At 71.1% G+C, this 16,154-nt stretch carries 19 protein-coding genes; 8 read left to right on the forward strand and 11 right to left on the reverse strand.

The genetic code is table 11. The annotated features are described in order from the left end of the window. The first annotated feature begins 218 nt into the window (after positions 1-218). Positions 219-1,697, forward strand: coding sequence for a GumC family protein (locus BMZ47_RS13500; RefSeq protein ID WP_091862967.1), 1,479 nt, complete (start codon positions 219-221; stop codon positions 1,695-1,697). A 52-nt stretch (positions 1,698-1,749) separates the two neighbouring features. Next, complete coding sequence (locus tag BMZ47_RS13505; RefSeq protein WP_244536814.1) at positions 1,750-2,547, forward strand: WecB/TagA/CpsF family glycosyltransferase; 798 nt, start codon at positions 1,750-1,752, stop codon at positions 2,545-2,547. A gap of 77 nt (positions 2,548-2,624) precedes the next feature. On the opposite strand, the gene BMZ47_RS13510 is transcribed toward BMZ47_RS13505, so the two are convergent. From BMZ47_RS13510 to BMZ47_RS13535, 6 genes are all read right to left on the reverse strand, one after another. Further along, the gene (locus BMZ47_RS13510) at positions 2,625-3,191 is read right to left on the reverse strand and encodes an NUDIX domain-containing protein (protein ID WP_091862973.1); all 567 of its coding nucleotides are present in this window, start codon (positions 3,189-3,191) and stop codon (positions 2,625-2,627) included. Between the two features lie 38 nt (positions 3,192-3,229). Further along, complete coding sequence (locus tag BMZ47_RS13515) at positions 3,230-3,487, reverse strand: sulfurtransferase TusA family protein (protein ID WP_425285066.1); 258 nt, start codon at positions 3,485-3,487, stop codon at positions 3,230-3,232. Between the two features lie 25 nt (positions 3,488-3,512). Then, complete coding sequence (locus tag BMZ47_RS13520; RefSeq protein WP_091862976.1) at positions 3,513-3,836, reverse strand: hypothetical protein; 324 nt, start codon at positions 3,834-3,836, stop codon at positions 3,513-3,515. Positions 3,837-4,029: 193 nt separating this feature from the next. Continuing rightward, positions 4,030-4,425, reverse strand: a complete 396-nt coding sequence (locus BMZ47_RS13525) for a hypothetical protein (protein WP_091863133.1) — start codon at positions 4,423-4,425, stop codon at positions 4,030-4,032. 103 nt (positions 4,426-4,528) lie between these two features. Beyond that, the gene (locus BMZ47_RS13530) at positions 4,529-5,896 is read right to left on the reverse strand and encodes a glutamate--cysteine ligase (protein WP_007569231.1); all 1,368 of its coding nucleotides are present in this window, start codon (positions 5,894-5,896) and stop codon (positions 4,529-4,531) included. A 291-nt stretch (positions 5,897-6,187) separates the two neighbouring features. Further along, positions 6,188-6,940, reverse strand: coding sequence for a 16S rRNA (uracil(1498)-N(3))-methyltransferase (locus BMZ47_RS13535; RefSeq protein ID WP_007569232.1), 753 nt, complete (start codon positions 6,938-6,940; stop codon positions 6,188-6,190). 231 nt (positions 6,941-7,171) lie between these two features. On the opposite strand from BMZ47_RS13535, the gene BMZ47_RS13540 reads away from it, so the two are divergent. After that, entirely contained in the window at positions 7,172-7,642 is a 471-nt protein-coding gene (locus tag BMZ47_RS13540; RefSeq protein WP_050733332.1) for a hypothetical protein, read from the forward strand. A 420-nt stretch (positions 7,643-8,062) separates the two neighbouring features. After that, a complete protein-coding gene (gene ubiA, locus BMZ47_RS13545) occupies positions 8,063-9,010 on the forward strand; it encodes a 4-hydroxybenzoate octaprenyltransferase (RefSeq protein WP_091862979.1) in 948 nt (315 codons plus the stop codon). Positions 9,011-9,025: 15 nt separating this feature from the next. On the opposite strand, the gene BMZ47_RS13550 is transcribed toward ubiA, so the two are convergent. Then, the gene (locus tag BMZ47_RS13550) at positions 9,026-9,481 is read right to left on the reverse strand and encodes a DUF6101 family protein (protein WP_091862982.1); all 456 of its coding nucleotides are present in this window, start codon (positions 9,479-9,481) and stop codon (positions 9,026-9,028) included. Between the two features lie 421 nt (positions 9,482-9,902). On the opposite strand from BMZ47_RS13550, the gene BMZ47_RS13555 reads away from it, so the two are divergent. After that, on the forward strand, positions 9,903-10,718 hold the full coding sequence (locus tag BMZ47_RS13555) for an inositol monophosphatase family protein (protein ID WP_007565866.1): 816 nt from the start codon (positions 9,903-9,905) through the stop codon (positions 10,716-10,718). A gap of 129 nt (positions 10,719-10,847) precedes the next feature. On the opposite strand, the gene BMZ47_RS13560 is transcribed toward BMZ47_RS13555, so the two are convergent. Together BMZ47_RS13560 and BMZ47_RS13565 are read right to left on the reverse strand one after the other, a co-directional pair. Beyond that, the gene (locus BMZ47_RS13560; RefSeq protein WP_007565867.1) at positions 10,848-11,084 is read right to left on the reverse strand and encodes a hypothetical protein; all 237 of its coding nucleotides are present in this window, start codon (positions 11,082-11,084) and stop codon (positions 10,848-10,850) included. A gap of 160 nt (positions 11,085-11,244) precedes the next feature. Next, entirely contained in the window at positions 11,245-11,454 is a 210-nt protein-coding gene (locus BMZ47_RS13565) for a cold-shock protein (protein ID WP_007565868.1), read from the reverse strand. A 316-nt stretch (positions 11,455-11,770) separates the two neighbouring features. Here BMZ47_RS13565 and BMZ47_RS13570 point away from each other — a divergent pair, with 316 nt between their 5' ends. Continuing rightward, positions 11,771-12,160, forward strand: a complete 390-nt coding sequence (locus tag BMZ47_RS13570) for a hypothetical protein (protein ID WP_007565869.1) — start codon at positions 11,771-11,773, stop codon at positions 12,158-12,160. Positions 12,161-12,170: 10 nt separating this feature from the next. On the opposite strand, the gene BMZ47_RS13575 is transcribed toward BMZ47_RS13570, so the two are convergent. Beyond that, the gene (locus BMZ47_RS13575; RefSeq protein WP_082316915.1) at positions 12,171-12,374 is read right to left on the reverse strand and encodes a hypothetical protein; all 204 of its coding nucleotides are present in this window, start codon (positions 12,372-12,374) and stop codon (positions 12,171-12,173) included. 147 nt (positions 12,375-12,521) lie between these two features. On the opposite strand from BMZ47_RS13575, the gene BMZ47_RS13580 reads away from it, so the two are divergent. Together BMZ47_RS13580 and BMZ47_RS13585 are read left to right on the forward strand one after the other, a co-directional pair. Then, positions 12,522-13,100 (forward strand): type 1 glutamine amidotransferase domain-containing protein, encoded by a 579-nt coding sequence (locus tag BMZ47_RS13580; protein WP_091862985.1) that lies wholly within the window; start codon positions 12,522-12,524, stop codon positions 13,098-13,100. 269 nt (positions 13,101-13,369) lie between these two features. Next, the gene (locus tag BMZ47_RS13585; protein WP_091862988.1) at positions 13,370-14,359 is read left to right on the forward strand and encodes a hypothetical protein; all 990 of its coding nucleotides are present in this window, start codon (positions 13,370-13,372) and stop codon (positions 14,357-14,359) included. Positions 14,360-14,363: 4 nt separating this feature from the next. Here BMZ47_RS13585 and BMZ47_RS13590 read toward each other — a convergent pair whose 3' ends face one another. Beyond that, positions 14,364-16,022 carry a calcineurin-like phosphoesterase C-terminal domain-containing protein gene (locus tag BMZ47_RS13590; RefSeq protein ID WP_091862991.1) on the reverse strand — a complete coding sequence of 553 codons (1,659 nt, stop codon included), beginning with the start codon at positions 16,020-16,022 and terminating at the stop codon, positions 14,364-14,366. Positions 16,023-16,154 lie beyond the last annotated feature (132 nt).

The raw sequence follows: 16,154 nt of genomic DNA on the forward strand, positions 1-16,154 counted from the left end.
TCTAGTTGGGTATGCGATATCTACACGAAGCCTGCTGCAGGTTGCGCTTCAAGGCGAGAGTACTGGTTCGGTATGCTGATTGCTGCAGTGACGGGACGACATCGCCTCGGCCGAGGTCTCGTCCCGGAACGGCACGCGGGTGACCGGAAAGGGGACGGGAGCCGGATGGCGGTTCAGGGCGGCACGGACCGCCTCACGGTCGGTCAGGAGCGAGGCGCATGTTCGACTTCTCAACACGCATGAGCGGTGAGCAGCCCGTCCGCATGGTGCTGCCGCAACCCGCCGAGCCGCGCACGGAGGCGCGCGTGATCCTGCGCCGCCTGTGGCGGGGCAGCGGCTTCATCCTGCTCGGCGCCCTGTTCATGGTGGCGGCCGCGGTGGCGCTGCTCGGCCTGATCCCGCCGCGCTACACCTCGTCCATCCAGGTGCTGGTCGATCCCAGCGATCTCCGGGTGGTCGAGAACGACGTCAACGCGCGCCAGCCCCAGGCCGATAGCGGCGTGTCGATCGCCGAGAGCCAGGTCCGGGTGATCCAGTCCGACAACGTCCTGCGCCGGGTCATCGCCACGCTGCATCTCGACCAGGACGACGAGTTCGTGATGCCGGACGGCAACAACCCGACGCTCGCCTGGATCAAGGGTGCGCTCGGCATGGTGCCGCCGGCGGCGAGCCGCGACCCGGTCAACATCGCCCTCGACACGCTCCAGACCAAGCTCAGCGTGCGCCGGGCCGAGCGGACCTTCGTGATCGACGTCTCGGTCCAGTCGCGCGATCCCGAGAAGGCCGCCCGGATCGCCAACGCGATCGGCGCCGCCTACTTCGCCGAGGAGGCAGCGGCCCGCACCGAGACCGCCCGGCGCGCCTTCGACGCCCTCACCGGACGGCTCGGCAGCCTCAAGCGCGACGTCGAGCAGGCCGAGGGCGAGGTGGTGCGCTACCGCGAGGCCCACAAGCTCGTGGCCGCGAGCGGCCGCCTGCTCACCGACCAGCAGCTCGGCGACCTGAACCAGCAGCTCGTCACTGCCTCGATCAAGACCGCCGAGGCGAAGTCGCGCCTCGACCAGGCCCGCAAGATGCGCACCTCGGATCCGAGCACCGCCCTGCCCGAGATGCTGCAATCCCTGGAGATGCAGGCGCTGCGGCAACAATACGCCACGCTCTCGCGCAACACCGCCGAGCTCGCCACACGGCTCGGCGAGCGCCACCCGGCCATGGCCGAGCAATACGCCCAGCAGCGCGACCTCCAGCGCCTGATCCAGCGCGAGAAGGAGCGGATCATCGACACGACCCAGAAGGATTACGACCGGGCCGCGGCCAGTGAGGCGGCGATCCGGGCCAATCTCGACCGGGTCAAGAACGAGACGGTGAGCAGCGACCGCGCCTATGTCGGCCTGCGCGAGCTGGAGCGGACGCTCGATGCCCGCCGCGGGGTCTACGAGGCCTATCTGAAGCGCGCCCGCGAGGCGAGCGAGCAGGAGCGGCTCAACACCACCAACGTCCGGATCATCTCGGAGGCGACCCCGGCCCGGCAGCGGACCTTCCCGCCCTCGCCGAAGATCGTGCTGCCGGTGGCTCTGGTGCTCGGCCTGCTGCTCGGCGGCGCCATCGCATTGGCGCTCGGCGCCGACAGCGACCGCCGCCGGTTCCGCCGCGCGGCTGCCCGGCCCGGAACGAGCTTCCGGGCCGCCGATGCGTGATGTCGAGGCCCCGGGCCCGGCAGATCCAGAGGCGGCATGGCAAGACCGGGCCGTGCCGGACCGTGCCGCATCGCCCGGTCGCGGGGCGTCGGACCCGTCCACGACCGTCACGCTGTTCGGCTACAGCTTCCACACCGGCTCGGCGCCGGCGATCGTCGCGGCGGTCGCGGCGCATCACGCGGTCGGCCCCCGGACGATCGTCACCGCCAATGTCGACCACATCGTCCAGCTCGCCGAGGATGCGGATTTCCGCGACGCCTACGCCCGTGCCGCCGCCCGGACCCTCGACGGCATGCCGCTGGTCTGGCTCGCCCGGGCGACGAGCGGGCGGCCGGCCGAGCGGATCACCGGCCACGACCTCCTGGCCTGCGTGCTGGCCGACCCGCCGCCCTTCGCCCGCCGGGTGTTCTTCGTCGCCGCCCGGCAGGATGCCGCCGACACGCTGACCACGCGCCTCCAGGCCGCCGGCCTCCCGGACGGCGCCGTGGCGAGTGCGGTCCCGCCCTTCGGCTTCGAGGACGACGCATCCTACGGACGGGCCCTCGCCGAGCGGATCCGCACCCACGGCACGACCCTGCTGGTGATGGGCGTCGGCGCGCCGAAATCGGAGATCTGGGTCGATCGCCAGGGCCGCGCGCTCGGCAACCCGGTGGTGTTCTGCGTGGGCGAAGCGCTCTCGGTCGCGGCGGGCTACGTGCCCCGCGCCCCGTGGCTGATGCAGCGGCTGGGCCTCGAATGGGTCTTCCGCTTCCTCTGTGCGCCGCGGCGGCTGTTTCGCCGCTACTTCATCGAATCCTGGCGCTTCATCGGCATCGCCGCGCGGGACCGGGCTTCGGGGCGGCGGGATTGAGGGCCGGGGCGGCGGCCGTCGCGCCGGCCTGAGCCCGTCCACGCCCGCATCCGTCACGTCAAGGCGTTGCGGGCGCCCTACGCAAACAGCTCCGGCCGCCGCAATTGCAGCGCGAACAGCAGCAGCAGCGACTTCATGTCGGTGAGCGCGCCGCGGCGGCTCATCGCAACCAGTTCCGACAGCGGGATCTCGTGGACGGCGACCGCCTCGCCCTCGGCGGCCAGGCCACCGCCCGCGCCCATGCGATCGGATTCGCCGTAGGCGGCCAGGAACAGGTCCATCCGCTCGGTCGAGATGCCCGGCATCGTCCAGGCGCTCGCCACGAGGTCGAGGTCGCCGAGCCGCAGCCCCGTCTCCTCGACGGCCTCGCGCCGGACCTCGTCCTCGGGGGCGCCGTCGTCGAGAAGGCCTGCCGGCACCTCGACATGGCTCGGCGGGCCGCCCGAATAGAGCACCGGCGCCCGGAACTGCGAGACCAGCGTCGCGACCCGCCGGACCGGGTCGTAGGGCAGAACCGCGACGGCCCGCCCGTGATCTTCCATTTCGCGGGTGATGCGCGTGCCGTCGTCCTGCATCACCTCGGCCACGAGGTACCGGGCCCACCCCTCGTGCACGAGGCGCACGCCCCCGATCCGTGGTGCCATGCCGTCTCCGCCTCAACCTAGGGAACGCGACGGATCGCTCAGGAATGCGGCGGCTTCGCGGAGGCCCTCATGCGGAAGCACAGGCGACCCCCGTCCCGCTCGGCCGAATCGAGCACGGCGCCCTCCTCCCGCACCATGTTCGGGATGTCGATTATCGCCATCGGATCGGTGCAGGTCACCACCAGGACGCGCCCAGCCCCCAGGGCGCGCAGGGCCTTGCGCGTGCGCAGCACCGGCAGCGGGCATTTCAGCCCCGTGAGGTCGAGCTCGACGCTCTCCGCCGCATCATCCAGCAAACGTATGGCTCCAGGGCCGGCGTCCCTACCACTCGTGATAGCCGAAGATCGGGCCGCGATAGGTGTCCGGCGCGAACACATAATAGGTCGGGCCGTAATAGCCGTATTCCATGTTGCGGCCTGGGGTCGGCGCGTAGGCGTAGCCGTAGCCGAACGGCACCGGATAGCCGTACTCACCGTAATAGCTGTATTCCGGCCGGACGACCCGCGCGCCGGCGACGACGGCCGAGCGCCCGACCGGGGCGGCCTGCGGGGCGCGATACGGGCCCAGATCGGCCGCGGAGCAGACGCCACCGGCTGTCAGGGCGGAGACCAGGCCGGCCGCGAGAGCGGCGGTTAAGCGGATCATGGCACGGACTCCTCGACAAGGGATTCGGCCTCGGAGGGATCCGATCTCATGGCCGAAAACCGATAAGCCTTGCGGGCCTTGTTCGAAGCTTGCGGCGCACGTTTAACGTGCGGCGGGTCGCGTGCGCGAGCCGGCAAACAAAAACGCCCGGCCTCGCGGAGACCGGGCGTCGTCAAGCCGATTGGATCAGGGCTTACCAGCCGTAATCGTAATAGCCGTAGGCCGGGGCGTAACCGTAAGCCGGATAGGCGTAACCGCCGACCGGGGCGTAGCCATAGGCCGGGTAGCCGTAGCCGCCGCCGTAATAGCCGTAGCGGGGCGCGGCGCTGGCTGCCAGGGCACCGCCGATGATGCCGAGGGCGGCACCGGCCGCGACTGCGCCGGCGACCCGGCCGCCATAGCCGCGGCGGTAGCCGTAGCCGCCGTAATAGCCGCGCCGCCAGCCGACCGTGTCGATCTGGGTGCTCGGGCCGCCGACCTGCACGGCGGTCTGCGCCGGCAGCGGCGCAGCCTCGGCTGCGGTGAACGAACCGGCGATCATGGCCAAGGCCGAGGCGCCGGCGACGACGGATGTGGTGATGCGGGACATGGACACCTCCTCCACGCGCTGAACGATCGGCGTGTGAACATCCAGGTATCGCACTTCGTTCCAGGCGCCGGTGTGCGGCCGCACGACGCTCAGGATCGGCGGTTCAGAACACGCATTCCGTGAAGGCCGGGCGCACGCAGGCACTCCAGCGGCCCTCGTAATCGGCGAGCAGATCGTCCGCCCGGGTGCGTCCCGCGGTGACGATCGCCTCGAGCGGCTGGAGGTAGACCGTCTCGTCGCGGCCCTCGGCATCGCGGCGATCGCGGGCGCGCAGACCGGCGCGGGCGATGGCGAGCGCCTCGGCGGCGACCGCGCCGAGGGTGGTGTTGGCCACCGGGGCAGCGAGGCCGAGGCGCGGCGCGGTGGCGCGGGCGGCCTCGCGGTTGGCCGGGCTCCAGCCCTTCACGAGATCCAGGGCGGCGTCCAGCGCCGCCTCGTCGTAGAGCAGCCCGGCCCAGAAGGCGGCCTGGGCCGCGATCATGCCGGGATCGCCGACATCGGCGCCGCGCATCTCCAGGAAGCGCTTGAGCCGCACCTCCGGGAAGGCCGTGGAGGCGTGGTTGGCCCAGTCGGCGACCGTGGCGTACTCGCCCGGGAGCTGCGCCAGCTTGCCGGCCATCAGGTCGCGGAACGAGGCGCCCGAGACGTCGTGGTAGATGTCGCCGCGCTTGACGAAATACATCGGCATGTCGAGCAGCCAGTCGACATAGGCCTCGTAGCCGAACCCGGATTCGAACGCGAAGGGCAGCATGCCGGTGCGGTGGGGATCGGTGTCGCGCCAGATCTCGGAGCGGCGGGACAGGAAGCCGTTAGGCCGCCCGTCGGTGAAGGGCGAATTGGCGAACAGGGCCGTCGCCACCGGCTGGAGCGCCAGGGAGGCGCGCATCTTGCGCACCATGTCGGGCTCGGAGGCGAAGTCGAGATTCACCTGTACGGTGGCGGTGCGCAGCATCATGTCGAGGCCGAGGGCGCCGACCTTCGGCATGTAGCCGGCCATGATCTTGTAGCGGCTCTTGGGCATGACCGGGGTCTCGTCCCGGCGCCAGCGCGGGCTCATGCCGAGCGTCAGGAAGCCGATATCGAGCGGATCGGCCGCGCGCTTGGTCGCCGCCAGATGGGCGGCGAGCTCGGAAGCGGTGGCGTGCACATCCGGCAGCGCCGCGCCGGACAGCTCGAACTGCCCGCCCGGCTCGATCGAGATCGCGCCGCCCTCCTCGGCCGAGAGGCCGATGATGTTGCCGAGGTCGAGGATCGGCTCCCACCCCGTCTCCCGGGCGAGCCCTTCCAGCAGCGCGCGGATGCCGCGTTCGCCGTCATAGGGCACCGGCTCGCGGCTCTCCCGGTAGAACGGGATCTTCTCGTGCTCCGTGCCGATGGCGAATCGCGCGCGCGGCTTCTCGCCGGCGGCGAACCACTCGATCAGTTCGGCGCGCGTGGTGAGCGGCGTGGTGTCGTTGCTGTCGCGCGCCATGCGCTGCCTGCCCGTGCCTGTGAACCATACGCCCGGGACGGGAGCGCACCGGAATGCTCCGACGAGTCCGTCCGGTTCAACCCCGTCCCGCGAGCGGAGACCGGACGGACGCCCGCGCCGGCTTCGAGAGCACGGCGCGGGCGGCGTCCGGTTCGGGACATAATCGAGGCTTCGGGAACCGACAACGCGGCGCCGTGGACCGGGGCCCCTGTTCACCCCGCTTCGGCGGAACAATCCCGTGGCCCGCCGCTCTCATGTGCGCCGGCACACACGCTCCGGCCGGCCTTTGCGTCAGCGCGCGTCACCGAGCACCGCCTGGACCAGGGTCAGCACCGCGACCGCCGCCGTGTCGGCCCGCAGGATCCGCGGCCCGAGCGACAGCGCGACCGTGTTCGGCCGCGCCCGGATCGCCGCCCGCTCGTCGTCCGAGAAGCCGCCCTCCGGCCCGACCAGGACGGCGAGGGGCGGCGGCTGCGCGGGATCGGCGGCCTCCCGAAGGGCCCGGACCGGGTCGCTGACGGGGGCATCCTCGTCGCAGAACACGAGCAGCCGCTCGGGCGCGAGACCGGCGAGCGCCGGGCCGAGCTTCTCCGGCTCCGGACAATCGGGGATCGCCAGGATGCCGCATTGCTCGGCGGCCTCGACGGCGTTGGCGCGCAGGCGGTCCATGTTGATCCGCTCGCCCTGCGTGTAGCGGGTGATGACCGGGCGGATCGTCCCGGCGCCCATCTCGACCGCCTTCTGGGCGAGATAATCGAGCCGCGCACTCTTCAGGGGCGCGAACAGGTAGTGCAGGTCGGCGCGCGGCGTCTGGGCGCGGGTGCGCTCGGAGACGTGGAGATCGGCGCCCTTCCGGCCGGTCTGCACGAGGTGCGCGCGCCATTCCCCGTCCCGCCCGTTGAACACCAGAACCGGATCGTCGGGACCGCGGCGCAGGACGTTGAGCAGGTAATTCGCCTGGGCCCGGTCGAGCGGCAGGACCACGCCGGCGGCGAGGTCCGATTCGACATGGAGACGCGGGGCGGTGAAGTCGTAGGCCGGCATGGTCGGGTGGTCGCGCGCGCCGGCGGAGCTGTCAACGCGGGCCGAAGCCCCCGGCAACCCGCAAACCTGTTGCGAAAAGGTTACGAAGGCCGGTTTTTGGCGCTTCCCCCACACCAGCATGGCCTCGCCGGTTTGCCGCTCGATTGACGCCACATTCCTATGGCGAACCCAAGGGAACGGAGTGGGGCCGGCGGTGCGCGGGTTCCGGCAGGCGTCTGAGGGAGTCGCAGGATGGCATACGGGAGCTTGAGTCTGGGGGCGGCGGCGCTCGTCGGCGGCCTGCTGTTCGGCACGGCGGCCTTCGCGCAGGGCGCGGCCCCGGAATGCGGGACGATCCAGAAGACCCTGGCCGAGCGCAAGGCGCTGGTCTCCCGCGCCAACGCCGCGTCGAACAGCAAGAAGAAGATGACGCCGCAGGAAGCCTGCGCGCTGTTCGGCAAGCTCCAGTCCAACGGGGCCGAAGGCATGAAGTGGATCGCCGCCAACAAGGAATGGTGCTCGATCCCGGATTCCTTCGCCGAGGGCTTCAAGGCCGACCACCTCAAGGTCAGCGGCATCCGCACCAAGATCTGCGGCGTCGCGGCCCAGGCGACCAAGATGGAGGCGCAGGCCCGCGCCCAGGCCCAGAACGGCGCCAGCAGCGGCCTGCTCGGCGGTCCGGGCCTGACCGGCAGCTTCAAGCTGCCGCAGGGCGCCCTGTAGAGGCGTCCAGGCCGGGGCGCCCGTCCCCGCACCAGGTCCCCACGCAGCGCGCTTCGGATTGCCTCACGCTCGACGGGGCGTCCGGTCGATCGATGACACGCGCCATCCCGCCCGTCCCTGCGCGACCGGTCTCACACATCTCCGGACGATGCGCAGGTCCCCTCTCCCGTGCGGGAGAGGGACAGGGTGAGGGATGCGACCCCACCGGAAAGCCCTGGTCCCTCACCCCAGCCCTCTCCCGCACGGGAGAGGGGGCACGTTAAGCCGCACAACAGCGGGGGCGCTCGAACCGGCATGGTCCGTGACCCGTGCGAGAGACAGGACGCAGCGCTTCGGGCGCTTGCTGCCGGCCCTGATGTGTGAATCTGCTAGCTCCGTGACGGAGCGGGATTGCGCGTGGGACGACCGGAGATCCGACCGATGAGCGGGACGGCGGCAGAGGACGGGCGTCCGGCCGACGCGGTGAGCGGGCATTGGGTCGAGCGCGCGGCGCCGCGGCCCTGGCGGCCCTATCTGCGCCTGGCGCGCATCGACCGGCCGATCGGCTGGTGGCTCCTGCTCCTGCCGTGCTGGTGGTCGTCCGCCCTGGCGGCCATCAAGGCCGACCTGTCCTTCCCCGATCCCTGGCACTGCCTGCTGTTCCTGATCGGCGCGGTGGCGATGCGTGGCGCGGGCTCGACCTACAACGACATCGCCGACCGGGACCTCGACGCCCAGGTCGAGCGCACGCGCCAGCGTCCCCTCCCCTCCGGGCAGGTCCGGCCGCGCCACGCGGCGCTGTTCCTGCTGGCCCAGCTGCTCGTCGGCTTGGCGGTGCTGCTGCAGTTCAACGAGCAGGCGGTGCTCGTCGGGCTGTGCTCCCTGCTGCCGGTCGCGATCTACCCGTTCATGAAGCGGGTCATGCCGATGCCGCAGGCGGTGCTGGGCCTGGCCTTCGCGTGGGGGGCGCTGATGGGCTGGGCGGCCCTGTTCGCCCGCCTCGATGCCCCGGCGCTGCTGCTCTACGCGGGCACGATCTGGTGGGTGGTCGGCTACGACACGATCTACGCGGTCCAGGACATCGAGGATGACGAGATCGCCGGCATCCACTCCTCGGCCCGCCTGTTCGGTCGGCACGTCCGGGGCGCCGTGGGTCTGTGCTACGCGCTCGCCGCGCTGTTCGTCGCGCTGGCCGCCTGGGGCGCAGGCGCGGGGCTCGTGGGGTTTCTCGGGGTCGCGGCCTTCGCCGCGCATCTCGGATGGCAGGTCCTGTCGCTGCGGGAGCGCGACGGGCGGGGTGCGCTGACCCTGTTCCGCTCGAACCGGGATGCCGGCCTGATCCTGTTCGTCGGGCTCTCGGCGGACGCGCTGCTGCGCAGCCTCTCCTGAGATCCGGCAGCGCGATCAGGTGCGGGCGATGATCTCGTTCTCGCCGCGGAAGATCTGCGGACGGGCCGGCAGCCGACCGGTCTTGCGGCGGGCCAGGAAGCGCGGGCGGCGGGCACCGAGCCCGGCATGCCGGCGGCGGATGCGCACGCGCCCGAGGATCAGCCGGCCGATCTGCTCGGAGACCGGCACCAGCACGCCGTCCTCCCGGACGATCATCCGGACCAGCCCGGCCCGGGCGGCGATGTCCCGCCAGATGGCGACCACGTCGTCCTCGTCGAAGCAGCCGAGACGGTGCAACTCCTCGCCCTCGGCATCGACCAGGATCAGGCTGAACCGGTCGGCGCCGCAGATCTCGGCGTCCTCGGTGGCGTAGGCCAGGGCGATCCCGGCGGCCTTGCGGGCGCCGGAGACCCGGCCGATCACCGGCAGGGGCGACGGGGCGAAAGCGGAAGCGGCCCCTTGGGCATCCATGAAAGGTCCTTCGCGACGTTCGTCCGTGAACGAGGAAGTGTTCATCTGTCCGAGTCCCTGGGGCAAGTGGCGACCCGTGTCGGGCCGTCCGTTATGCCAAGCAAAATCGCACCCGAACTCCTCCGCACAGCTTAAGCACCGTCGTTAAGCGATTCTGGACGGGGATGTCATTTGAGGAATGCTCAATGCTTCCTTGAATGCTCAACAACTCCTTGCGAAGATCGATGAGTCTCGATCGATCCCGGTGGTGGAGTGCGGATCCTTGTGGCCGTGGGGCTGGCGCCCTACAACGGAGGCCACCGGGCGGCACGGCCCTCCGGTACCCACAACCTCCTGCCGAGCCGGCTCAGTACCTCCGACCTGCCGGGCGGAGGCCCCGACGTGGCCCGATCCGGGCCTGACGCATTCCCTGCGGAGCGCGATGCCCGAGCCCCTCTCCGACGCGGCCGTATCCGCCCTGATGCCGGACCTGCGCGCGGTCATGCGCGAGGCCGCCGATATCGCCCGCCCGTTCTTCAGGCTGGGCGGCCAGACCTCCGCGCGGATCTGGTCGAAGGCCGGCGGGTCTCCGGTGACGGAGGCCGACGTGGCGGTCGACACCTTCCTGAAGATCCGCCTGAGCGCGCTGGTGCCGGAGGCGGCCTGGCTGTCCGAGGAGACCGCGGACGACCCGTCGCGCATCGGCCACGACCTCGTCTGGATCGTCGACCCGATCGACGGCACCCGGGCGTTCCTGTCGGGCCATCCCGACTGGTCGATCGCGGTCGCGCTGCTGGCCGGCGGCCAGCCGCGGATCGGCTTCGTCCACGCCCCCGTCGGCAATGCCGATTACGAGGCGGTGCTCGGACACGGCGCCACGCGGAACGGCGAGCCGATCCGGGTCGATGCCAAGGAGACGCTGCCCGGCGCGCGGATCACCGGGCCGAAGCCGATGCTCGACCGCCTGTCCCGGGGCGCCGGCGCCGATGTCGATTTCGAGCGGATCGACCGCATCCCGTCGCTGGCCCTGCGGCTCGCCCGGGTGGCGGAAGGCTCGGTCGATGTCGGGCTGATCTCCGGCAACGCCCGCGACTGGGATATCGCGGCGGCCGACCTGATCCTGCGGGAGGCCGGCGGCGTGGTCTGCGACCTCAAGGGTCAGGCGACCACCTACAACCGGCCCGACCCGGTCCATGGCGAGTTGCTGGCGACACCGGTCGCCCTGCGCGACTTGGTTCTGGCGGCCTGGGATCGATAGGGCCGCGCCGGGGCGCAAGCGGGCGACGCGCGTCGGCTCGCACCCACGCAAAAGCCGCGCTCGATCATCGATCGAACGCGGCTCCAGACGCTCTGAACGTGCGGGGACCCTATCGGGCCGGATCGGCCCTCAGGCCGCCGCCGCCTCGCGGATGACCACGGCGTTGGGCGCGAGCCCGAAGCGCTCGGCGAGATGCCAGCGCAGTTCCCGGGGGGAATGGTAGTTGTAGGACCGATCGATCAGGTTGCTGAGATCGGTCCCGGCCTCGTTCGCGGAATTGGCCCGCGCCAGCCGACCGACCCGGAAGGTCGACGCATCGGTGACGGGGGAGCGGACGCCGCGGCGCCGCGTGTATTCGAACATCATTATCGCGTGTGTCTTTTCTTTTCTGGACCGGACGTCTGTGCGCGACCGGCGTCGTTTCTGCTGGTTGCCTCCGACGCCCCCGCGGCCCGGGCGATCGCCCGGATGGAAGCGTCGGAAGGGGGAGCCGCCTGATGCGGCCGGTTCAATCCCGTTCGCGGGTTCAGGCGGCCTGAAGGTTGCCGGCGGCGTCCTTGCCGCTGCGCTTGTCCGTCAGGATCTCGTACGAGAGCCGCTGGCCCTCGACCAAGTTACGCATGCCAGCCCGCTCTACGGCGGAGATGTGAACGAAAACGTCCTTGCCGCCGTCATCGGGCTGAATGAAGCCGTAGCCCTTGGTCTCGTTATACCACTTCACAGTGCCGGTATTCACGTAGGGTACCTCGTTCGTCCATAGGTCATGCGCACGGCGAAAAAGCCGCGCGATGCACCACGGTCTTGCTGGGTTGGCCAGTGTGGCAGGGCGCGAGACGCCAGGCGTTGGAAAGCGCCGGTCTCGATGGGAAAGCCCCCCGAGGCTCTATTTAGGCGCTGGCTGCGGCGGCAACAAGGCGTTTCGGGCGCGGCCTCTCGGTCGCAGGCCCGGCGGGCCAACCGTAGCGGCGCGACGCCCCCTGTGATTTCCGGCGTTCTCGTTGCATATACGGAACGCGGACAGACAGTTAAGGCGCGTGGCTCCCGGACGATACATGGCAGGCATTTCGGTCTCGCTGGACGGTGCGAACATCCAGCTCTCCTTCCAGAAGGACGATCAGGCGACGGCGGTGGTGATGGATGCCCGCGCCGCCCGCGCCCTGGTGCGGGCCGTCGGGCAGCTCCTCACGGCGATCGACGACACCGACGAGCCCGACCTGACCGAGGGCCTGGGCGACGAGGAGGTCGCGATGCTCGACGTCACGTCCTCGGCGATCGAGATCGGCACCGACGAGGAAGGCCAGGCCGTGGTCGCGCTCCAGGCCGGCGCGCTGCCTCCGTTCCAGCTGCGCCTGACGGACGAAGAGGCCCGCCACGTGGTGACGAGCCTCTCGGAAATCCTCAGCGCGCCGCGCGACGTACGCACCTCGCACGGCGGTCACTGAACCGGCCGGATCACATCCGCGTGCCGGGATCGGTCGGCGATCCGGGGAAGACGTCGGGCTCGGAGCCCGGGCCGCCGGGCTCGCCGACGCCGGGATCGTTCACCGGATAGGGCGTGCGCGGTCCGGTCGGTCCGATATCGGGCTCGTCTTCGGGCAAGGGGGGCGGCGGCGGCAGATCGCCGGGCGTGGGATCGGGAACGCCGGGATTGGCCATGGCGCGTCTCCTGCTGGTGTTCGGGATGCCGGATCAACGGGCCGCCCCTCCGGGGGTTCCGCAGGTAGAGCCCGGATCCGGTGCGGCGCGGAACAGCGCCCAGGCACCTCCGTTGACCGGGCAGACCCCCCATCAAGGAGGCCCGCCATGCCCGATATCAGCCAAGCCAAGATCCTGATCCTCGCCACCGACGGCTTCGAGGAGAGCGAACTCACCGTGCCGCACGCCCAGCTCGCCGAGGCCGGCGCCACCGTCTTGGTGGCCGCGCCGCAATCGCGCGAGAGCAAGGGCACGATCCGCGGCTGGGACAAGACCGACTGGGGCAAGGAGGTCGCGGTCGACATCGATCTCGAGCGCGTCGACCCCGCCGAATACGATGCGCTGGTCCTGCCGGGCGGCCAGATCAACCCGGACAAGCTCCGGCTCGAGCCGAAGGCCCTGGAGGTGATCAGGAGCTTCCTGACCTCCGGCAAGGTCGTCGCCGCGATCTGCCACGCGCCGTGGCTGCTGATCGAGGCCGGCGCGGCCAAGGGCCGCGACCTGACGTCGTTCGCCTCGATCCGCACCGACGTGATCAATGCCGGCGGCCGCTGGCACGACGAGGCCGTGGTGACCGACCAGGGCATCATCACCAGCCGCAACCCGGGCGATCTCGACGCCTTCTGCGCCAAGATCGTCGAGGAGGTGCAGGAGGGCGGCCACGGCACCCGGCAGCTCGCCGCCTGACATCGGGTCCGCGCATCCGCCCCGGATCGGCTCCGCCCGGTCCGGGGCGCCCCCCTCGGAGGAGCCTGCCGGCGAAGCGGGCGCGAAAGACCAGGGTCCGCGGTCGTTGACGGATCGTACACCGGGATGAAGCAGGCCGCTCCGTTCGGACACGTCATCTTTACACGGGGCGGCGACGCTCACGGCAGCGCATCACGGCGTCCGCCGCTGTCCGAGGGGCCCGCTTGTCCAGCAGGAATGAACGCCGGGATCGGTGCCTCGATCTGGATGTGTTCAAGACGCTTCTCGTCACGGGCATGGTCTTCGCCCACGTCGTCCAGATCGTTCAGGCGCCGGGCGACAGGCTGGCGGAAGGCCTGTCGAACGTCATCAACCTCATCAGCTTCTCGGGTTTCCTGTTCGCGTTCGGCTGGGGAACGGCCCTGTCCCGCCGCAGGGATCGGGCCGGGACGGTTTGGGCCCGGCTCAAGGGCCCCGCGCAAATCCTGCTGGCCTTCTACCTGTCGGGCATCGGGCATCTGCTGCTGATCGAGCGGACCGGCTGGTCCGGCACGCGGATCCTGGGCGTCGTGACGCTGACCGACCTGCCCGGCCACAGCGAGTTCCTGGCCTCGTTCTTCGTCCTGAGCCTCGCGATGATCGGGATCGGGCGATGGCTCGGCCCGCTCGCCGCGCAGCCAGCGATCCTGGCCCTGGGCGTGGCCCTCTCGGCCCTGTCCGGATGCGTCCAGATCGAGGCCTTCGATCTGCCCTGGCTGAGGATCCTGTTCAGCGCGCCGAACACCACGTATTTCCCGCTCGCGCCCTACGCGATGTGGCTGTTTCTCGGAGCATTCTATGCCGGGAAGCCGGAACCGTTCGGCCGCCTCGCGCTGTGCCTTGCCGCCCTGGCGACCTACGGGTTTCTCGCCGTGGCGATGACGGCCGAGCGTCCGCCCGCCCGCTTCCCGCCCTCGACCCTGTGGGTCGTGGGGCCGGCCCTGTTCCTCCTGCTCTATCGGGCGGCCAGCATGGCGATCGTCCGGCGCGTCGCCCTCCCCCGCTTCCTGACGAGCCCGGGGCGGCATGTCCTGATCTACCTGGTCGCCTCGAACCTGGCCCTGTTCACGTGCCAGACCCTGTTCGGCCACCCGGTCCAAGGTCCGTGGCAGGCCACGCTCGTCACCGCCACCCTGATCGCCGCGATCGCGACGGCGATCGAAGCCGCCTCGACCGCGATGCAGACATCGCGGTCGCCCGCCCGGGTCGCGCCGACGTGAACTGTCAGCCGCGCGCGCCGTCGCCGGTCACCTCGAGGACGGCGCAGGCGCGGATCGGACGGCCGTACTCGTCCGTCCCCGCCACGGTGACCCGGTGGGCGCCGGGCGGGAGGTCGTCCGGCAGGCGGGCGGTCCAGATATGGGTCGAGGGCGTCGCCTGGACCCAGCTCTTCTTGGTCTCGGGGTACCGCGCGTAGAGCTCGGTCACGAACGGGTCGAGCCGCCGGGTGCGGACCATCGGCTCCGGCGCCCGGTCGCCGATCCCCACAGTCAGGGTCGTGCGCGGGCCGCCGTCGAAGACGTTGACCACGAGGTTGGTCGAGGCCAGCGCCTCCTGCGGGACCGGGGGGCGCAGGCCCTGCATCGGATGGCTCGCCCGGACGATCTCCGGGGCGGCGGGACGCAACTCGCTCTCGAAGGCGATGCGCATCGTCGCGTCCGGCTCGCCCTGGGCGGGGACGAAGCGGGTCGTGTAGTCGGTGCCGCGGATCGAGAGCACGTGGAAGCCGTTCGGCGTGCCGTCGCGGCTGTCGGCCGAGGGGATGCCGGTCCGGGTATCCGGCCCGCTCCACCACGAGCCCGACACGGCCGTCATGACGTGGTGGTGGTGCCCGTCCGCCGGGTAGTGATGCTCGGTGGTGTGGGTGTGGCCGGCGAGGCTGAGCACCTTGCGGCCGGCCAGCACGTCGAGCAGCGCCGCCCGGTCGATCGTCGCGCTGCGCGGGTCGTCGCCGGTATCGGTGAGCAGCGGGATGTGGGTCGCCAGCACGATCAGGTCGTCCGGCGGGATCTCGGCCAGGAGGTTCTTCAGGAAGGCGAGCGTCCGCTCGCCGATATGGCCCCGGTAGGTGTTGGCCCCGACCGGCACCGGCGGCCCCATCCACTCCACGTTGTCGAGCATGACGAACAGCACCCGCCCGTGCCGGAACGCGTAGCTCGGCGCGCCGAACACGCGCTTCCAGGTCTCGCGGCTGTAGCGCGCGTCCGGGGCCTGCATGTTGAGGTCGTGGTTGCCGGGCAGGCTGTACCAGGGCAGCCCGATCCGGCCGACGATGCGGTTGGAGCGGCCGTAGAGCGAGAGGTCGTCGAACAGCACGTCGCCGGTGGTGAGGCCGAACGCCGCCGGGATGGTCATCGCCCGGGCGACCGCGGTGTCGCGCACATGGTCGAGCTCGAACCGGCTCTCCGGCTGCGGATCGGTGAACAGGATCACGTCGAAATCCGCCGGCTCGTCGACCCGGGTCAGAGTGAAGTCGATCGAGGCCGGAAGCGGGCCGGTGGGTGCGAGGCCCCGGTAGCGCAGGCCGAGGCTCGCCGGCGTGCCGTTGGGCTGGTGGATGTAGGAGTGCCGGGGCACGTTGTCGGCATCGCGCGGCAGGGCGTAGCCGGGCGGCTTGATCACGAAGACCGCGCCGTCCCCGGGCATCGGCAGGCGATAGCGCCCCTGCCCGTCCGTGCGCGCGACCTCGCGGCCGTTCGAGACCAGCACGCCCGGCAGCGGCGCGCGGTCGGCGCCGGTCGCCGGGACTGCATAGACGATGCCGGTGGCCTCCCCGGATTCCTGCGCCCCGGCGCGGCCGGCGATGAGGCCGAGGGCGGCGGCGCCGGCCACGGTCTCCCGGCGGGTGAGGCGTGCGGGTGCGGGATTGGAATCGCGCGACATCGGGGGCTCCTGCTCGGCGGCAAAGGCCAAGCAGAGGCGTTTGACCGCCCGATGACAGCGCGGCCCCGAAACGCACGAGGCCCGCACCCCGGATGGGATGCGGGCCTCGGATGAAGCCGTCGGGCCGAGGCG

This window comes from Methylobacterium brachiatum (assembly GCF_900113845.1).
Lineage (GTDB): Bacteria > Pseudomonadota > Alphaproteobacteria > Rhizobiales > Beijerinckiaceae > Methylobacterium > Methylobacterium brachiatum.